The 18035-nt window shown below is 36.3% G+C and carries 16 protein-coding genes; 15 read left to right on the plus strand and 1 reads right to left on the minus strand.

Going from position 1 to position 18035, the window contains the following annotated elements:
* Nucleotides 1-30 precede the first annotated feature (30 nt).
* From prfB to J2Z81_RS03760, 8 genes are all read left to right on the plus strand, one after another.
* A protein-coding gene (prfB, locus tag J2Z81_RS03725; RefSeq protein ID WP_156947735.1) for a peptide chain release factor 2 occupies nt 31-1132 on the plus strand; the annotation gives its coding sequence in 2 pieces (ribosomal slippage) (nt 31-102 and nt 104-1132; 1101 coding nt in all).
* Between the two features lie 197 nt (nt 1133-1329).
* Nucleotides 1330-1701 (plus strand): cytochrome c551, encoded by a 372-nt coding sequence (gene cccB / locus J2Z81_RS03730; protein WP_029270317.1) that lies wholly within the window; start codon nt 1330-1332, stop codon nt 1699-1701.
* Nucleotides 1702-2027: 326 nt separating this feature from the next.
* Nucleotides 2028-2714 carry a cell division ATP-binding protein FtsE gene (gene ftsE / locus J2Z81_RS03735; RefSeq protein ID WP_029270318.1) on the plus strand — a complete coding sequence of 229 codons (687 nt, stop codon included), beginning with the start codon at nt 2028-2030 and terminating at the stop codon, nt 2712-2714.
* Entirely contained in the window at nt 2704-3597 is an 894-nt protein-coding gene (gene ftsX, locus J2Z81_RS03740; protein ID WP_029270319.1) for a permease-like cell division protein FtsX, read from the plus strand. The genes ftsE and ftsX overlap by 11 nt, the downstream gene beginning before the upstream one ends.
* 63 nt (nt 3598-3660) lie before the next feature.
* Nucleotides 3661-5190: a murein hydrolase activator EnvC family protein gene (locus tag J2Z81_RS03745; protein WP_226370749.1), complete on the plus strand. Its 1530-nt coding sequence runs from the start codon at nt 3661-3663 to the stop codon at nt 5188-5190.
* A gap of 157 nt (nt 5191-5347) precedes the next feature.
* Nucleotides 5348-6802, plus strand: coding sequence for a S41 family peptidase (locus tag J2Z81_RS03750; protein ID WP_029270322.1), 1455 nt, complete (start codon nt 5348-5350; stop codon nt 6800-6802).
* Nucleotides 6803-6870: 68 nt separating this feature from the next.
* On the plus strand, nt 6871-8172 hold the full coding sequence (locus J2Z81_RS03755; RefSeq protein ID WP_226981214.1) for a PDZ domain-containing protein: 1302 nt from the start codon (nt 6871-6873) through the stop codon (nt 8170-8172).
* Nucleotides 8173-8299: 127 nt separating this feature from the next.
* The gene (locus tag J2Z81_RS03760) at nt 8300-8839 is read left to right on the plus strand and encodes a YkoP family protein (protein ID WP_226370750.1); all 540 of its coding nucleotides are present in this window, start codon (nt 8300-8302) and stop codon (nt 8837-8839) included.
* Between the two features lie 7 nt (nt 8840-8846).
* On the opposite strand, the gene J2Z81_RS03765 is transcribed toward J2Z81_RS03760, so the two are convergent.
* A complete protein-coding gene (locus J2Z81_RS03765; RefSeq protein ID WP_226370751.1) occupies nt 8847-9680 on the minus strand; it encodes a metallophosphoesterase in 834 nt (277 codons plus the stop codon).
* 98 nt (nt 9681-9778) lie between these two features.
* On the opposite strand from J2Z81_RS03765, the gene J2Z81_RS03770 reads away from it, so the two are divergent.
* The 7 genes from J2Z81_RS03770 (at nt 9779) to J2Z81_RS03800 (ending at nt 17902) form a co-directional block, all read left to right on the plus strand.
* Nucleotides 9779-10894: an MGDG synthase family glycosyltransferase gene (locus J2Z81_RS03770; protein WP_226370752.1), complete on the plus strand. Its 1116-nt coding sequence runs from the start codon at nt 9779-9781 to the stop codon at nt 10892-10894.
* Between the two features lie 230 nt (nt 10895-11124).
* Entirely contained in the window at nt 11125-13122 is a 1998-nt protein-coding gene (gene uvrB / locus J2Z81_RS03775; RefSeq protein WP_226981215.1) for an excinuclease ABC subunit UvrB, read from the plus strand.
* Between the two features lie 7 nt (nt 13123-13129).
* Nucleotides 13130-16006, plus strand: coding sequence for an excinuclease ABC subunit UvrA (uvrA, locus tag J2Z81_RS03780; protein ID WP_029270333.1), 2877 nt, complete (start codon nt 13130-13132; stop codon nt 16004-16006).
* Between the two features lie 166 nt (nt 16007-16172).
* Nucleotides 16173-16526 carry a YojF family protein gene (locus J2Z81_RS03785; RefSeq protein ID WP_029270335.1) on the plus strand — a complete coding sequence of 118 codons (354 nt, stop codon included), beginning with the start codon at nt 16173-16175 and terminating at the stop codon, nt 16524-16526.
* A gap of 29 nt (nt 16527-16555) precedes the next feature.
* On the plus strand, nt 16556-17233 hold the full coding sequence (bshB2, locus tag J2Z81_RS03790) for a bacillithiol biosynthesis deacetylase BshB2 (RefSeq protein ID WP_226370754.1): 678 nt from the start codon (nt 16556-16558) through the stop codon (nt 17231-17233).
* A gap of 118 nt (nt 17234-17351) precedes the next feature.
* The gene (locus J2Z81_RS03795) at nt 17352-17546 is read left to right on the plus strand and encodes a PspC domain-containing protein (RefSeq protein ID WP_029270339.1); all 195 of its coding nucleotides are present in this window, start codon (nt 17352-17354) and stop codon (nt 17544-17546) included.
* Nucleotides 17546-17902 (plus strand): phage holin family protein, encoded by a 357-nt coding sequence (locus J2Z81_RS03800; RefSeq protein ID WP_029270341.1) that lies wholly within the window; start codon nt 17546-17548, stop codon nt 17900-17902. Before J2Z81_RS03795 ends, J2Z81_RS03800 begins: the two co-directional genes overlap by 1 nt.
* Nucleotides 17903-18035 lie beyond the last annotated feature (133 nt).

Here is an 18035-nt window from a genome sequence, read left to right on the forward strand (position 1 = left end):
ATTAACGAAAAATAAGTAGAGGTGAACATGATGGAACTAGTAGAAATCAGACATGAATTAGACCAAATGACAAACCGAATTTCGGATTTTAGGGGGTCTCTTTGACTTAGATCATAAAAAAGAACGTATCAAGGAATTAGAGTTTCAAATGACTACACCAGGATTTTGGGATGATCCGGATAGTGCTCAAAAGGTTATAGATGAATCAAATGGTTTAAAAGGTTATGTAGAGAAATTTGAGGAATTGGAAGAGCGTTTAGACAATTTAGAGGTTTCTTATGAACTTGTAAAGGAAGAGAATGATAAGGAATTATTTGAAGACTTAAATCAAGAAGCAATTTCCTTACGCAATGAAATGAATGACTTCGAACTACAAATGTTGCTTAGCGAACCGTACGATGCTAATAATGCCATTTTAGAGTTACATCCTGGCGCGGGAGGAACAGAGTCCCAAGACTGGGCAAGTATGCTTTTGCGCATGTATCAACGTTGGTCGGAAACCAAAAAATTTAAGATAGAAACACTTGATTACCTCTCTGGTGATGAAGCAGGGATAAAAAGTGTAACATTGCTCATAAAAGGGCATAATGCATACGGGAATTTGAAAGCTGAAAAGGGTGTACACCGACTCGTTCGTATTTCTCCATTTGATTCATCCGGTCGCAGGCACACTTCTTTTGTTTCTTGTGATGTTCTGCCGGAAATGACAGATGACGTTAATATTGATCTTAAAACGGAAGATCTGAAGATTGATACGTATCGTGCCAGCGGAGCGGGCGGCCAGCATGTTAATACAACTGATTCAGCAGTACGGATAACTCATGTTCCAACCAATGTTATTGTTACGTGTCAATCAGAGCGTTCACAAATAAAAAATCGTGAACATGCGATGAAAATGCTCAAAGCAAAATTATATCAGTTGGAAATCGAGAAACAGCAGCAAGAGCTATCCGATATACGAGGTGAACAAAAGGAAATAGGCTGGGGAAGCCAAATTCGATCTTATATTTTCCACCCGTATTCAATGGTTAAAGATCACCGTACAAATTTAGATGTCGGAAATGTACAAGGGGTTATGGACGGAGATATTGATCCATTTATTGACGCTTATTTACGTTCCCAAATAAATTAATATCGAAAAATTATATGTTTCAATCCATTTTAAAAGGGTTCATAAAATTGTCATAAACCGTTGAAAATACATGGTTCATATGGTTTATCTTGGAGAAATTTCACTTTCCCCTTCTTATCTTTCGTTTAAAAAACAAATAAATAGGTTATAATAAACCATGGTAGCCTTTACTAAAATTTTTATTAGGGGGTTTGAAAATGAAAAAATGGTTATTAGCAATTCTTTTTGGTTCTGCTCTTGTACTTGGTGCATGTGGCGGTGGAAATGATAACGCTAATGATGAACCTGAAGACAATGCGACTGAAGAGACTGAAGAAAATGGAGCAGAAGAGGAAGGCGGTACAGTAGATACTGCAGCAGCTGAAGAAATTTTTGAAAGCAATTGTGCATCATGTCATGGTGCGGATCTGTCCGGTGGCGCTGGTCCTGATTTAACAAAGGCAGGTGCAGATCATTCTGCAGATGAAATAAAAGATATCATCCAAAATGGAAAAGGTAGTATGCCAGCACAACAAGTTTCTGAAGATGATGCAACAACACTTGCAGATTGGTTAGCAGAGAAAAAATAATTTATTCTTCATGTTATTAATGTTAAAGAAAGCTTGACCCAAATCATAAGGGGCAAGCTTTCTTGCTTTTTGTGAAACAAAGATACACTCTTCGTATTCAATGACGAAGACACATAAAAATTCGTGTATCATAAACTTTAATTTTATGTTTCATTGTCGTCTTTTTTTGAAATATAAATGTAATATTATTTTATCCAAAAAAAATGACGAAAGATGTTATACTGTATAAGGATTTAAAAATCTGAGTATTTTATGTTGAATGAGAGACTGAATAAATTATCAATTTTCATCATGAACCGACATCAAAACAAAAAGGTGATACATATATGATATTGATGAATGAAGTATATAAAACTTATGCCAATGGAGTTACGGCTCTTAACGGTATTAATATTGATATTGAGCAGGGAGAATTTGTATACATAGTTGGTCCGAGCGGGGCAGGAAAGTCCACTTTTGTAAAATTAATTTTCAGAGAAGAGAAACCAACAAATGGAAATGTCATCGTTAATAACATGGACCTCAGTGACATTAAAGAAAAAAGAGTACCGTACTTACGGAGAAATGTTGGGGTAGTTTATCAAGATTTTAAATTGTTATCAAAACTAACAGTCTATGAAAATATTGCTTTTGCATTGGAAGTAATAGAAGAATCCCCACGCAATATTCGCCAACGTGTCATGGAAGTCTTAGAGGTAGTTGGTTTGGCGGATAAAACAAAAGCTTTTCCGGATGAATTATCAGGCGGAGAACAGCAGCGAATTTCAATTGCAAGAGCCATTGTTAATAACCCCGAAATAGTTATTGCTGACGAACCTACAGGAAACCTTGATCCAGATACGTCCTGGGGCATAATGGAGACATTTGAAGAAATTAATTCAAAAGGAACTACCATTATTATGGCTACACACAGTAAGGAAATTGTAAACACAATGAAAAAACGAGTAATTGCAATTGAAGACGGCGTAATTGTAAGGGACGAACACCGGGGTGAGTATGGCTATGAAATTTAGTACTTTTAAACGACATTTGCGAGAAGGATTGAAAAACATCTTCCGCAATGGCTGGATGACCGTTGCTTCAGTTGGAGCAGTAACAGTTACATTAATTTTAGTGGGTGCATTCCTTGCGTTAATGTTAAACCTCAATCAAATGGCAACTAAAGTAGAGGAAGACGTAGAGATTGATGTGCTTATTGATCCAACTTCAGATGAAGGTGATATTACTGCGTTAGGTGAAAAGATTAAGAAACTAGATCAAGTGGACACGGCTGTATTTTCGTCCAAAGATGAAGAACTGAAAAAGCTTATTAAAAGCTTTGGAGAAGAAGGTCAATCCTGGGAATTATATGAACAAGATAACCCCTTAAGACATGTTTATATTGTTCAAGCAAAACAACCTAAAGATACAATCAAAGTAGCGAAGAAAATTGAAGGTTTTGATAGTGTCGAAGAAGTAATTTATGGAAAAGATGTTGTGAAACGATTATTTGAATTTAATAAATATGCTCGAAACATAGGGCTTGCCCTAATTGCCGGTCTTGTTTTTACAGCGATATTCCTTATTTCAAACACGATAAAAATCACCATTATGGCACGTAGTAAAGAGATAGGTATTATGAAACTTGTAGGTGCAACGAATGGTTTTATCCGCTGGCCGTTTTTCATAGAAGGAATGTTTCTGGGCATTTTAGGATCCATTATTCCAATTACGTTTATTCTGACAGGTTATTATTATATCGATCATAATGTACAAGACAAGATTACATATCACTTTGTCGACATACTGCCTTTTTATCCATTTGCTTGGCAGCTTTCGCTTATCATTTTACTTATTGGAACAGTTATAGGTATATGGGGAAGTGTTATGAGTGTACGGAAGTTCCTAAAAGTATAAGCATGCTTTAAAAATAGAAAAAAATATACACACAGGGAATCGAAGGAAGGAGAAAGTTTTTACATGAGAAAGTTTGTATCCGGAATGCTGGCTGCTACACTGGTGGTTACAACAGGTATGGTTGGAATAGATGCTGTTTCTGCAGAGTCAATAGATGATGTGGAAGAAAAAATAAATGGTTTAGAAAAAGAACAGAAAGAACTGGAAAATAAAAATAATAATGTAGAAGCTGATAAAGAAAAGACTGAAAATGAAATTGAAGAAAACATAAACAAGCAAAGTAAAGTTGAACAAGAAATGAATACCATTGATGAAAGGTTATCGAAAACAAAAAAAGATATCCAATCAAAAGAAGTTGAAATTGACAAGACAAATAAAAAAATCAAAGAATTAAAGACCGAAATTAAAGAATTAAAAGCTGAGATTAAAGAATTAGAAGAGCGTATTGAAAAACGTGAGGAAATCTTGAAAGATCGTTTAGGAGCTATTCAAAAAAATGGCGGTAATGTAAAATACTTAGAAGTAATTATGGAGTCCCAAGATTTTGGGGATTTCATTTCTAGATCGTCCGCAGTCAATACGATTATGGATCAAGACCAATCTATCATGGACGAGCTTAATGCTGATAAGAAAGAACTAGAAAAAAAGAAAAAAGAAGTAGAAACGAAACAAAAACAAGTAAAAGATAAGAAAAAAGCACTTGAAAGTCAAAAAGAAGAACTAAAAGAATTAGAATCGCAATTAGATGATCAAATTGCGAAAAAAGAAAAGGTAATGGATCAATTAGAAGAAGACCAAGAACAATTAGAAGCATATAAAGTTAGTTTAGAAGATGAACAGGAAATCTTAGCTAAGCAAAAAGATGCTGTTAAAGAAGCTAAGCAAATGGCTGAAAGTGATAAAGATGAGTTAGAAAAGGAAGCAAGAGAAAAGGCTGCTAGAGAAAAAGCAGAAATAGAAAAAGCTGAACAAGAACAGGCAGAACAAGAACAGGCAGAACAAGAAAACCAAGATAGCAATCAAGAAGAACAGGATAACAAACAGCAGGAAGAAGCATCTACCGAACAAAAGTCAGTTTCAGCAGGTTCAACTAAATCATCCAGCCCGGACGATAGTTCCTCTGGAACTAGCTCGGATTCTAACTCGGATAAGTCATCAATCCCTGAACCAAGCGGAGGGGCAAAGTTTAGCTATCCAACTTCAGGCGGTATAACCTCAGGGTATGGACATCGCTGGGGTTCCCTACATGCAGGTGTTGACTTTGGTGTCGGTGTAGGTACTCCAGTCTCCGCTGCAGCGTCTGGTGTTGTTGTATCCACCAATACAGAAAATGATGGGCAAATGAATGGTTATGGAAATGTTGTGCTTGTAGCACATTCCATAAACGGAACGACTTATACAACACTGTATGCACATCTAAGCAGCATCTCTGTTTCTGCTGGAGATAAAGTGAGTCGTGGCCAAACAATCGGAGCATCCGGAAATACAGGTCAATCAACAGGTCCGCATTTGCACTTTGAAATTCACAAAGGCGGATGGAATGCTTCTAAAAGTAATTCCGTAAATCCATTAAGTTCTGGGTATTTGAATTAAAATAGGTATGTTTATTTGCAATCAACTTGCATAATCTATAATATTAAAGGCATCGCACATTTCGGTGTGATGTCTTTTTTTGATATAATTTTTATTAATACAATTAGTTATGTGAATGGGTACCACCAATCTTATAAAATAATTTTGGGGTGAGAGAATGATTTTAAAAAAGAAATATATCATACTTTTGTTATTGGCTGCTTTAATTATTGGGGGGGCCGGATCATATATTGGCATCAAGCTAGCCCAAGCTGAAGGTGATAAACAAGAAAAGAGTATATTTGAGGAAGTAGTAAACAATGGTAAAGACTTGGAGACACCTGAAAGCATGTCTAAAGTCGTTCAAGCGTATGAATTAATTAACGAACATTCTTTAAAAGACGTGGATGATACCGATCTGACTGAAGGTGCAATTCAAGGTATGCTAGAATCGTTGGATGACCCATACAGTACATATATGGATGTAGAATCTATGGAGCGATTTAATGAGCAAATCGAATCATCGTTTGAAGGTATTGGCACAGAGGTCAGCATGGTAAATGATATAGTTACTGTTGTAGCACCAATTAAAGATTCACCAGCAGAAGCAGCTGGATTGCGCCCCAATGACCAAATTATTCAAATCGATGGCGAAAGTTTAGAAGGCTTAGATTTAAACGAAGCAGTAGAGAAAATTCGAGGTGAAAAAGGATCGGAAGTAGTGTTAGAAATCGAACGTCCTGGAGTTTCTGATTCATTTGAAGTCTCCATTGTTCGTGATGAGATTCCTCTTGAAACGGTTTATCCTGATATTAAAACAATTGAAGGTAAAAAGACCGGTATTCTTGAAATTACTTCGTTTTCGGAAACAACTGCCGATGACTTTGCAGAAGAATTAGCAAAATTAGAAGAGAAGGGGATCGAAGGTTTGGTCATAGATGTACGCGGAAATCCTGGTGGTCTTCTTGATTCTGTAGAAGATATCCTTAAGCATTTTGTTCCTGAAGATATGCCTTATCTACAAATAGAGGATAAGGAAGGGAAAAAAACACCTTATTATTCAGATTTGGAGAAGAAAAAGCAATATCCAATTAGTGTTATCGTAGATGAAGGAAGTGCTTCCGCATCTGAAATTCTAGCTGTTGCGATGAAAGAAATGGGCTATGATGTTGTAGGAACTAAAACCTTTGGAAAAGGAACAGTTCAACAAGCAATCCCATTAGGTGATGGCAGTACAATGAAGTTAACCTTTTTTAAGTGGCTTTCACCGAAAGGGAAATGGATAAATGAAAAAGGAGTTACTCCGACGATAGAAAAAGAACAACCAGAATATTTTTATACGAATCCGATTCAGATAGATAAGCCACTTACTTATAATCACACGGGAGAAAAGATCAAAAACGTCCAGATCATGTTACATGGGCTAGATTATAACGTAGATCGAACAGACGGCTATTTTGATAAACAAACAAAAAAGGCCGTGAAAGCTTTTCAAAAGGAAAATGATATGAAAGCAACAGGAAAAGTAGATAAAAAAACAGCGGGGCTTATCGAATCAAAAATCATTGATAAAATACGCAGCGGGGAAGATGATCAACAATTAGAAAGAGCTTTAAGTGCATTATATAACTAAAGCGAAAAATCCACGGGAATGGCCTGTGGATTTTTCAAACGTTAAAACTTGTAAAAAAAGAAGGAAGAATGTCAATAAACAACGAATATATTCTAATAGCGGTGAACGGATTTATAAATAAGAAAAGCTCACAGCATTGCTGGAAGGTGATTATAGTGATCGAAGCATGGCTTATTGAGATTGCAAAAGGAATAGGAAAGGTTTTTTTGAATCCTTTATTATACTGGGCAGTATTAATAGTATTTTTATCAGGATATAAACGGATCCAGCGTGATCGAATAAATTTCGGAACGAAAATAGATGAGATTTTTACAGAATGGAAAAACACATTATCTCCATCCATATTGTTTGGCCTATTCCTTTCTCTACTAACATTGGGTTTAGGAATGGTATTTACCTATGAAACGATTATGTTATTAAGTATCGTGATTATCGTTCTTAGTTTCACTTTTAACCTATCGGTGCTTTCAGCGAGCTATACGATCGGAATTACGTACTTATTGCTTTTGTTTTTACCATTTTTATTGACGAAACAAACTTTTTTAAAAGCTGATTTGTTTTTAGATACGAACTTCACGGGGTTAACTATATTGTTAGGGATATTTTTGCTTGCAGAAGCAGTGCTATTAAGTCGTATCAAGCGGAATGAAACATTTCCTGATTTATTACTGGGAAACAGAGGCATTTGGATAGGCCAGCACCATCTTAAGAAAATAAGCATTATTCCATTTTTTACCTTGGTACCTACAGGCATGATTGTCCCTTTTGCTGATTTTTGGCCGTATTTTTCAATCGACGGAGATACATACAGCTTAGTGCTTGTCCCATTTTTAATAGGCTTTCACTATAAAGTTACAGGCTATCTTCCATCACACATAGCAAAAAAAATAGCCCAATCCGTTATGTGGCTAGGAATAATTGTTCTTTGTCTTGGGATAGGGAGTATCTATCTTCCTTGGCTTTCCTTTGCAAGTGTGATTATAGCTATTATAGGCAAGGAACTGATCAATTATAAGCAACGTACAAAAGATAAAGAAAAAAGAGCCTATTTTCTTGAAACAAAAAGAGGGATAAAAATATTGGGGATTATACCCGGTACTCCTGCAGACAGGTTAGATATTCTTGTAGGAGAAACCATCAGCAAAGTAAATGGTAAAAAAATTGACCGATCCGCAGAACTATATCAGGCGTTGCAAGAAAGTGGAGCATTCTTTAAGCTGGAAGTACTAGACGATAACGGAGAAAAACGATTTGTTCAAGGTGCTTTTTATGAGGGAGATCATCATGAATTGGGTTTAATTTTTGCAGGACCTCCTAATCGGAGTAAAAAAAGTAAACATAACGCTTCCATTCAATCAGAACAGCATTAAAATGGTAAAAAAAGCCTTCCCCTTCAACCGAAGGGGGAGGCTTTTTTTACTAAAATATTCCTTCAATATTTTTGTTGAAATATAAGTAAACTAAGATTGACTTTTTAAAAGGAAAGGGAATACATTTATGAAGAATTACCTTTTACGTATGTGGAAAACCATTGATCCTGTTTATTTTACTTTTACTAGGTTACAATACGTGCCTAGTATCGAAAAAGATAATACTGTGTTCCGTGTACGGCTTACCCGTTATAAAGGCACTACTGTTGTGCTCCGTGATGGAACGGCAATAGAAACAAATGATTTGCTATTAAAAATCCATCTGCACAATGTTTGCATCCTCAGGGATTTACAGGCTATAAATGGCGATGTTAAAAAGGCAGTATACCTTTATCATACAATCAAACATGCACTACCCATGCTGTCTAAATACGTGATGGAACACCAGAGTCATCATGAAATTAAGGGAATCATAGGGATTACCTGCTTACATCGCGGTGCAAGCAGGTTAGGTTTTGAAATTGTCCCCATAAAAAACAGCTGGTATTGCATATACAAAAAGTTGTCCTTTTTACCAATGAACTTTCTATGCAGTACGATGGACCATAACGTGCCTGTATATTTATTTATGTCCAAAGGCCAATTACAAAACAAATATAATGGATAGTCTTTGTTTATGATGCCTTTGACTGAACAGAAACATCATGAAACGTTATTTCAGGTCTGCTGCCTACACGAATGTTTAAACCTGTTTGGCCAAGTCCTTCACTTATATAAAACGGGGAATCATTATGCTTGTGTAGTCCTTTAATAATATTCTTTCTTGCTAATTTCCCCATCTTAACCAAATGGTAAGCTTTGGGGTAGCATATTTGGCCGCCATGAAAATGCCCTGCCATTAAATAATCAAATCGATAATCTTCCATTTCAAGTACAATTGTAGGGTCATGTGTAATGACAATATTCATTCCAGCGTTTACCTGTTGAAAAGCACGAGGTAAATTACTTCTTTTTGTACTATAGTCATCAATTCCTATAATATTTATCAAATTCCCGTTGATTGTAATCGTTTTGCTGTCATTTTGTAGAATATGACAATCATGATCTGCCATTATTTTTGTTAATTTATTTAGATCATCCTTTTTTAAAACATAATCATGATTTCCAAGCACAGCATATATTCCATATTTGGGTTGTATCTTTTGTAGTACTTTTAAATATGGAATTAATTTAGGAATGGTTCGTTTACGGTCCAGAAAATCACCTGTTAATACGATCAAATCAATTGATTTATTTGCTAATGTCTGACTTAATTGCTCGGAAGTGAATGAAATGTTTTCCAAATGTAAATCAGAAAGGTGAAGAATAGATAAGAAATCGCCTTGTTCAGATTCCGTATCGGGTGTAATTTTAATATTGTTTATTTTTATATCATGTGTATTTTTATATGCTTTATAGATAAGATAACCAATGAAAATAACAAGTAGTGTATAAAATAAATAAATCATTGCAAATAACCTCCTCGACAATAATTATACCATGTAATAAAAGCAATTTTATTGGTAATTTGAGGCATCAGGATGATGGAAGGAGTGGAGGCGCGACGATGGGACAAATACAGCGAAAGGCATTATTTTTGCCATTTATGCAAATACCAAGCGGACACCATCATGTTGCTGATACATTGATGGCTGAATTGCGACGTTGTAATATGGAGTTAAGTTGTAATAAAGTCGATCTATTATCCTATAGTTATGGGTGGATGGAAAAACTTATCTCATCGATCTATCTGACATGGATTAAAAAACTGCCAAGTACTTATAATTGGCTATATTATCAGGCTGCATATAAAAAAACATCACAACATAATCGTAATTTTCTATATGAAATGCTGTTTATATATTTTTTTAAACAACTTGTGAAAGAAAAAAAACCAAATATTCTTTTTTGTACACACGCCTTACCATCACATATTGCTAGTGTATTAAAACAGAAGAAGCAATTAGATTCGATCGTGGTCAATATTTATACCGATTTTTTTGTCAATCGGGTTTGGGGATTAGAAGGGGTCGATTTTCATTTTGTCCCCTCCATCCAGGTCAAAGAATACTTATTAAAAAAAGGTATTCAAGGAAGTAATATATTTGTTACTGGCATCCCTGTAAATTCCGTTTTTTTAGAGCAAGGTGCTCAGCGACGACACCATCCGAAGCCTTCCATTTTGGTTACAGGAGGTAATCTAGGGATAGGAACAATGGAAAAATATCTGACCAATACAAGTGGTAGTGTCCATTTTTATGTATTATGTGGAAAGAATCAAACATTATATCGACGATTATCAAATCAACATAACTCACATATCACCCCTTTTCCTTATCTATCTTGCAGGAAAAAGATGAATGACTTATATGACCGCGTAGATGCTGTTTTAACAAAGCCTGGAGGGGTTACAATAAGCGAATGTTTAATAAAGCGAAAACCAATTTTTGTCTGTAATCCCTTGCCAGGTCAGGAAAAAATTAATGTTGAGCAGCTTAAACAATTAGGCGTAATTATGCCTGTAAATGTAGAGGAGCAAAGCTTTGAGCAGAAAATTATCCAATTTTTTAATGATAGGCAACAACAAACGATTTATCAGCAAAAAATGGAGGAATATCATCAAAACTTGGAATGTCAATCATTATCTAAAATAATAGAAGGATTACTTGAAAGGATACATTAGCTGCATGCTAATGTTTTTTCCTTATTGGGATCGTTGATATAAGAGAAATAATAGGAAGATGATTTCTCATAAGATAACTAGGGTAGAATAACGAATAGGACAGTAAGTAAGATGCTAGAATATTTGTTCGTCAGTATGTTAAAATAGAAATAAATTACTTTTCAAGATATAGAGACTTGGAATATCCATTGAAATAAAAATAGATGATCAGCTATCTTTGATAGAGAAGAATGGGGGCTAGATTTGTGGAGAATCAGTTTGACCTTGTAGCCGAATATGAACCGCTTGGTGACCAGCCTAAAGCAATAAAGGAATTGGTCGAGAAAGTGAAAGCGGGTCAGCATCACCAAACATTGCTCGGTGCAACAGGGACTGGTAAAACATTTACTGTCTCAAATGTTGTTCAGGAGATCAATCGACCAACATTGGTAATGGCTCATAATAAGACATTAGCAGGTCAGTTATATAGTGAGTTTAAAGAATACTTTCCAAATAATGCAGTAGAATACTTTGTCAGTTTTTATGATTACTATCAACCAGAGGCTTACGTGCCATCAACAGATACCTTTATAGAGAAAGATGCCAGTATTAATGATGAAATTGACAAACTACGTCACTCAGCAACATCTGCCTTATTTGAACGCCGAGACGTGCTCGTTGTAGCAAGTGTCTCTTGTATCTATGGCCTAGGTTCACCCGAGGAGTACGGGAGCCATGTATTATCACTGCGTGTAGGAATGGAAAAAGACCGGGATCAATTATTGCGTGAGCTTGTAGACGTTCAATATGCACGTAATGATATCAATTTTCAGCGTGGTACATTCCGCGTTCGAGGTGATTCTGTTGAGGTTATACCAGCTTCAAGAGAAGAACACTGTATCCGGATTGAATTTTTTGGTGATGAAATAGATCGAATTCGTGAGGTGGATGCATTAACCGGTGAAATTATTGGAGACCGGGAACATGTAGCTATCTTTCCGGCTTCCCACTTTGTGACACGAGAAGAAAAATTACAAAAAGCAATTAAAAATATAGAAAAAGAATTGGAAGAGCAACTAAAAATATTACGTGGTCAAAATAAGTTACTTGAAGCGCAGCGGCTGGAACAGAGGACACATTATGATATTGAAATGATGAATGAAATGGGATTCTGCTCAGGTATTGAAAACTATTCCAGGCATTTAACTTTGCGTGAAGCTGGAGCCACTCCATATACATTATTTGATTATTTTCCAGATGATTTTTTAGTTGTTGTTGATGAGTCACATGCAACACTACCCCAAGTAAGAGGTATGTATAATGGAGACCAGGCTAGAAAACAAGTTTTGGTCGATCATGGTTTCCGCTTACCATCTGCTCTAGATAATCGGCCATTAAAGTTTGAAGAATTTGAACAAAAAACGAACCAGCTAATTTATGTATCAGCAACCCCAGGACCATATGAACGCGAGCATTCGCCGGAAATAACAGAGCAAATTATTCGTCCTACTGGTTTATTGGATCCAAAAATTGATGTGCGCCCGGTTGATGGACAAATAGATGATTTAATCAGTGAAATAAACAAACGTATAGAACGTCATGAACGTGTTTTAATAACAACACTAACAAAAAAAATGGCAGAGGATCTTACGGATTATTTAAAAGAAATCGGGATAAAGGTTGCCTATCTACACTCCGAAATTAAGACACTGGAACGTGTAGAGGTCATTCGTGATTTACGACTCAGAAAGTTTGATGTTTTAATAGGGATTAACCTCCTGAGAGAGGGGCTTGATATCCCTGAAGTGTCTTTAGTTGCCATTTTGGATGCCGACAAGGAAGGGTTTTTACGTTCTGAACGTTCTTTAATCCAGACAATGGGGCGTGCTGCCCGTAATCAGAACGGGGAAGTTATTATGTATGCAGACAATATAACAGCGTCCATGCAAGTAGCGATTGATGAGACAAATCGCCGTCGAACCATTCAACAGGAGTACAACGAAAAACATGGGATTACCCCAACTACGATTAAAAAAGAAGTCCGAGATGTTATACGGGCAACTGTTGCAGAGGAAGACGAAGCAGCGTATGGAACAAAAACAGAAAAACTTTCAAATTTAAAAGGGAAAGAGAAAACAAAAGCAATCGATAACATGGAAAAAGAAATGAAAGAAGCAGCGAAATCGCTTAATTTTGAAAAAGCTGCGGAACTTCGTGATATAATACTTGAACTTAAAGCGGAAGGATGACTTGTCCATGCCTAGTAAGTCAATTAAGATACAGGGTGCACGAGCACATAATTTGAAAAATATAGATGTAAATATTCCTAAAAATAAAATGGTTGTTGTCACTGGTTTATCGGGTTCAGGAAAATCTTCTCTGGCTTTTGATACCATTTATGCAGAAGGACAACGCCGATATGTAGAATCTCTTTCTGCATATGCCCGCCAATTTTTAGGGCAAATGAATAAGCCTGATGTGGATGCAATAGACGGGTTATCTCCCGCGATATCGATTGATCAGAAAACAACGAGCAAAAATCCAAGATCTACTGTCGGTACAGTAACGGAGATTTATGATTATTTACGTTTATTGTTTGCAAGAGTAGGGCATCCAACTTGTCCAAAACATGGAATTGAAATTAGCTCGCAAACAGTGCAACAAATGGTTGACCGAATATTGGAGTATCCGGAACGGACGAAATTACAAATATTGGCACCTGTCGTTTCAGGACGGAAAGGGACACATGTGAAAACCATTGAAAAGCTAAAGCAAGAGGGTTACGTACGAATCCGCGTTGATCAAGAAATGCGTGAAGTAACCGAAGATATTCCGTTGGAAAAGAACAAAAAGCATTCCATTGAAGTTGTGATTGATCGTATTGTTGTAAAAGATGGTGTTGCAGGCAGACTAAGCGACTCGATTGAGACTGCTTTATCGCTGGGAGAAGGAAATGTTATTGTTGATATAGTTGGAGAAGAGGAACTTTTATTTAGCGAAAATCACGCCTGTCCCGTTTGTGGCTTTTCTATTGATGACCTGGAGCCAAGACTATTTTCATTTAATAGTCCGTATGGTGCATGCCCTACTTGCGATGGTTTAGGAACGAATTTAGAAGTTGATCTTGAACTTGTTATCCCGGATTGGAGTGAAACATTAAATAACCATGCTATCGCACCATGGGAACCTATAAGCTCTCAGTACTATCCGCAACTGCTTAAAAGTGTTTGCAAACATTATGATATTGATATGAATATACCAGTAAAAGATATTCCTAAGGAAAAAATGAATAAAATTTTATATGGCAGTGGGAAAGAGAAAATACACTTTTATTATGTTAACGACTTTGGAAATATTCGTGATAATATGATCCGGTTTGAAGGGGTTATTAAGAATGTAGCAAGACGCTATAGAGAAACTTCTTCCGATTTTATCCGGGAACAACTTGAAAAATATATGGCGCATATCAATTGTCCTACTTGTGATGGCTACCGATTAAGCGAAGAAGCATTAGCTGTATTGGTAAATGGTTTGCATATTAGTAATGTCACCGACTATTCCATTATGGAAGCAAAGGACTTTATCCAAAACCTTGAACTTAGCGAGAAGGAAGAGCAAATTGCGCATATGATTTTAAAAGAAATCAGTGACCGGTTAGACTTTTTGAATAATGTTGGTCTTAACTATTTAACATTATCCCGTTCTGCAGGAACTTTATCGGGCGGTGAAGCGCAACGGATTCGACTAGCAACGCAAATCGGATCTGCCTTGACAGGGGTTTTATATGTACTTGATGAGCCATCCATTGGACTGCATCAACGAGATAATGATCGGTTAATTAACACGCTGAAGCGAATGCGGGATTTAGATAATACACTAATCATTGTTGAGCATGACGAAGATACCATGCTTGCAGCAGATTGGTTAATTGATATTGGGCCAGGTGCTGGTGAGCACGGAGGAAAAATCGTTGCAAGTGGAACCCCAAATAAAGTAATGCGAACCAAAAAGTCATTAACGGGAAATTATTTGTCAGGAAGGGAATTTATTTCCTTACCCGCAAACCGCAGAAAACCAACGAAACGCAATATTGAGATTGTTGATGCAACTGAAAATAATTTAAAAAATGTATCTGTCAAAATCCCAATTGGTTTAATGACGGTAGTTACAGGCGTATCCGGATCAGGAAAAAGCACATTAGTTAATGAAATATTGTATAAATCATTAGCGAAAAATCTTTATCGCGGGAAGCATAAACCTGGAAAACACAAAGAGATTAAAGGGGTTAACCATATTGAGAAGGTAATTGATATTGATCAGTCACCTATTGGCCGGACACCAAGATCAAATCCGGCAACGTATACAAGCGTTTTTGATGACGTAAGAGAAGTGTTTGCACAAACAAACGAAGCGAAGATACGCGGTTACAAAAAAGGGAGATTTAGCTTTAATGTAAAAGGCGGCAGATGTGAAGCATGCCGCGGTGATGGTATTATTAAAATTGAAATGCACTTTCTCCCTGATGTGTATGTGCCATGTGAAGTCTGTCATGGAAAAAGATATAATCGTGAGACATTAGAAGTTAAATATAAAGGAAAGAATATCGCTGATATATTGGATATGCGGATCGAAGAGGCACTAGACTTCTTTGCTAAAATACCAAAAATCAAACGCAAATTACAAACGATTGCTGACGTTGGGCTAGGCTATATTAAATTAGGCCAGCCTGCCACAACTTTATCAGGTGGAGAAGCTCAACGTGTGAAACTAGCAAGTGAATTGCATAAACGTTCCAACGGCAAGTCATTTTATATACTGGATGAGCCGACGACAGGATTGCATGCGGATGATATCAAGCGATTATTAAGTGTGCTTCAGCGTCTGGTCGAGAATGGGGATACGGTTATTATTATTGAACATAATTTGGATGTAATAAAAACGGCTGATCATATCATTGACCTCGGTCCGGAAGGCGGCGATCGTGGCGGTCAAATTATTGCTACTGGCCCGCCTGAACAAATCGCTGAAGTAAAGGGATCTTACACAGGGAAATATTTAAAACCAATTTTAGAAAGAGATCAACAGAGAATGAAAGAAGCACTTGATGAAAAAGAGAAGATACTTGCTGAATAATGATGAAGAAAAAGTAGCATGTTGAATCAACACGTGCTGCTTTTTCTTTTCATATCGTCTAGAAGTAAAGGTCATAAAAGCGATAAATACAGGGCGTAAATTTTGACGGATACGCCTCATTTCGGTAAGGTAAAAAAAGAGAAGATGTATGGGAGGATCACGAGTAATGAAACCAATTGAAATGGAAAAAGTACAGGAATTATTAAATGGCTTTAAAAATAAGCAAGTATATCTTCATTTAGAAACAACCAATGGAGCCTATGCAAATCATAATAATAAAAATGCCTATACAGTTGGTGCATATATACGAAATACCAGCGTACTTTTTACACAAGCGAAAATTATCGGAATGGAAAATGTGTACCGTGTTGGATTGAAAATGGAAAAAGGCTGGATTTACGCAGAAGGATTAACAGATTGGACTATACATGAAGGTTCTAAACTCTTACTTGCGGGGCATGATCGGGAAGGACGTCTGATGGTCTCTTTACAAATTAGTGAAACACCCTTTGATTATTAAAGTTAAGCTATAAAGGATTGGTGAAAAAGATGGAAAAACATGTTGTTGTTATATACCCGCACCCGGATGATGAGTCGTTTGGTGCAGCTGGTACCATTTCAAAATTTAGAAAAGAAGGGGTTCCTGTAACCTATTTATGTGGAACACTCGGAGAAATGGGCAGAAATATGGGATCCCCTATTTTTGCAAATAGAGAAACACTGCCAAAGCTGCGCAAAAAAGAATTGGTTGAAGCATGCAAGATTCTCGACATTGATTTACGGCTACTAGGTTATCGGGATAAAACGATTGAATATGAAGATAAACAAGAAGTTGCTAGACATATTAAAGGAGTTTTAGAAGAAATTAATCCAAGTCTTGTTATTACACATTATCCTAACTATGCTGTGCATCCTGATCATAATGCATTAGGGGCAGCAACTATTGAAGCAGTCGGTATGATGGATGCCGATACAAGGCCTACTGTCTGGGCACAGGCTATTTCCCATAATTTTGAGAAAGTTCTTGGAGAACCAGATATTTGTATCGATATGACAGATAATTTTGATGAGAAAATGAAAGCTATTGTTGCCCATCAATCGCAAGCTTCTGGTATTATTAAAGCATTTTATGGTGATACCGAAGAATCAAGAGATTTGAAAGAAGCGGCTATCGAACGGCTCGGAAAAGAAAGGTTTTATATTTGGGACTATCCAAAAAGCGATTAAAAAATTCACCTGTCTATGAATATATTAGTAGGAGGAATTACAAAAAATAAATCCTCATATATTTATAAAAAACGCTTTTATAGGAAAAAATACGAATATGAATGGAGGATTATATCGGATGAAACGCCTTTATCGGTCGAATAAGGACCGCATGCTTGCTGGAGTTTTAGGTGGAATCGCAGAATATTTGAATATTGATCCCCCTGTTGTCCGATTGGTTTTTGTTATCGGCTTATTTTTTAGTGTTTTTACGATAGCACTCATTTATGTAGCAGCCATTTTTATTATTCCGAATGAAGGAGAGATATATTAATGTTAATTCGCTGGCTTTTATCTATTTTATTAAATTCTATTGCACTAATAGCTGTTGCTCAATTATTTGATTCATTTCACTTAGAAAGTTTTGGAACAGCAGTCTTAGCAAGTTTTATCTTATCCATCTTGAATGTTCTGGTAAAACCGATATTAGTTATTTTTACTCTGCCAATTACATTTTTAACGTTAGGCTTATTTTTGTTTGTAATTAATGCAATCACGCTGATGATCACACAAGGATTGATGGATGAGTCGTTCGTTATTGACGGTTTCGGTACAGCAATTATTGCTGCTTTTGTTATTTCGATGTTGAATATGCTGCTAAATAGTTTGGCGAGGGAAACAATCAAATAATGAACCATTCACTCAACAGGATGGATTAATGGGGATAAAAGTCAGATAGAACGCAGGATAACCACCTGCGTTTTTGTTTTATCTTCTTCGTTATCTATTCCTTCCATTTCTTAAAATGTGCTACAATATAAAA

This window comes from Virgibacillus alimentarius (assembly GCF_017874635.1).
GTDB classification, from domain to species: Bacteria; Bacillota; Bacilli; order Bacillales; family Amphibacillaceae; genus Virgibacillus_B; species Virgibacillus_B alimentarius.

What these genes read in the sequence shown, in the direction of transcription:
- cccB (WP_029270317.1), top strand. Translation starts at nt 1,330, where the DNA reads ATGAAAAAATGGTTATTAGCAATTCTTTTTGGTTCTGCTCTTGTACTT.
- ftsE (WP_029270318.1), top strand. Translation starts at nt 2,028, where the DNA reads ATGATATTGATGAATGAAGTATATAAAACTTATGCCAATGGAGTTACG.
- ftsX (WP_029270319.1), top strand. Translation starts at nt 2,704, where the DNA reads ATGAAATTTAGTACTTTTAAACGACATTTGCGAGAAGGATTGAAAAAC.
- J2Z81_RS03745 (WP_226370749.1), top strand. Translation starts at nt 3,661, where the DNA reads ATGAGAAAGTTTGTATCCGGAATGCTGGCTGCTACACTGGTGGTTACA.
- J2Z81_RS03750 (WP_029270322.1), top strand. Translation starts at nt 5,348, where the DNA reads ATGATTTTAAAAAAGAAATATATCATACTTTTGTTATTGGCTGCTTTA.
- J2Z81_RS03755 (WP_226981214.1), top strand. Translation starts at nt 6,871, where the DNA reads ATGTCAATAAACAACGAATATATTCTAATAGCGGTGAACGGATTTATA.
- J2Z81_RS03760 (WP_226370750.1), top strand. Translation starts at nt 8,300, where the DNA reads ATGAAGAATTACCTTTTACGTATGTGGAAAACCATTGATCCTGTTTAT.
- J2Z81_RS03765 (WP_226370751.1), bottom strand. Translation starts at nt 9,680, where the DNA reads ATGATTTATTTATTTTATACACTACTTGTTATTTTCATTGGTTATCTT.
- J2Z81_RS03770 (WP_226370752.1), top strand. Translation starts at nt 9,779, where the DNA reads ATGGGACAAATACAGCGAAAGGCATTATTTTTGCCATTTATGCAAATA.
- uvrB (WP_226981215.1), top strand. Translation starts at nt 11,125, where the DNA reads ATGGGGGCTAGATTTGTGGAGAATCAGTTTGACCTTGTAGCCGAATAT.
- uvrA (WP_029270333.1), top strand. Translation starts at nt 13,130, where the DNA reads ATGCCTAGTAAGTCAATTAAGATACAGGGTGCACGAGCACATAATTTG.
- J2Z81_RS03785 (WP_029270335.1), top strand. Translation starts at nt 16,173, where the DNA reads ATGAAACCAATTGAAATGGAAAAAGTACAGGAATTATTAAATGGCTTT.
- bshB2 (WP_226370754.1), top strand. Translation starts at nt 16,556, where the DNA reads ATGGAAAAACATGTTGTTGTTATATACCCGCACCCGGATGATGAGTCG.
- J2Z81_RS03795 (WP_029270339.1), top strand. Translation starts at nt 17,352, where the DNA reads ATGAAACGCCTTTATCGGTCGAATAAGGACCGCATGCTTGCTGGAGTT.
- J2Z81_RS03800 (WP_029270341.1), top strand. Translation starts at nt 17,546, where the DNA reads ATGTTAATTCGCTGGCTTTTATCTATTTTATTAAATTCTATTGCACTA.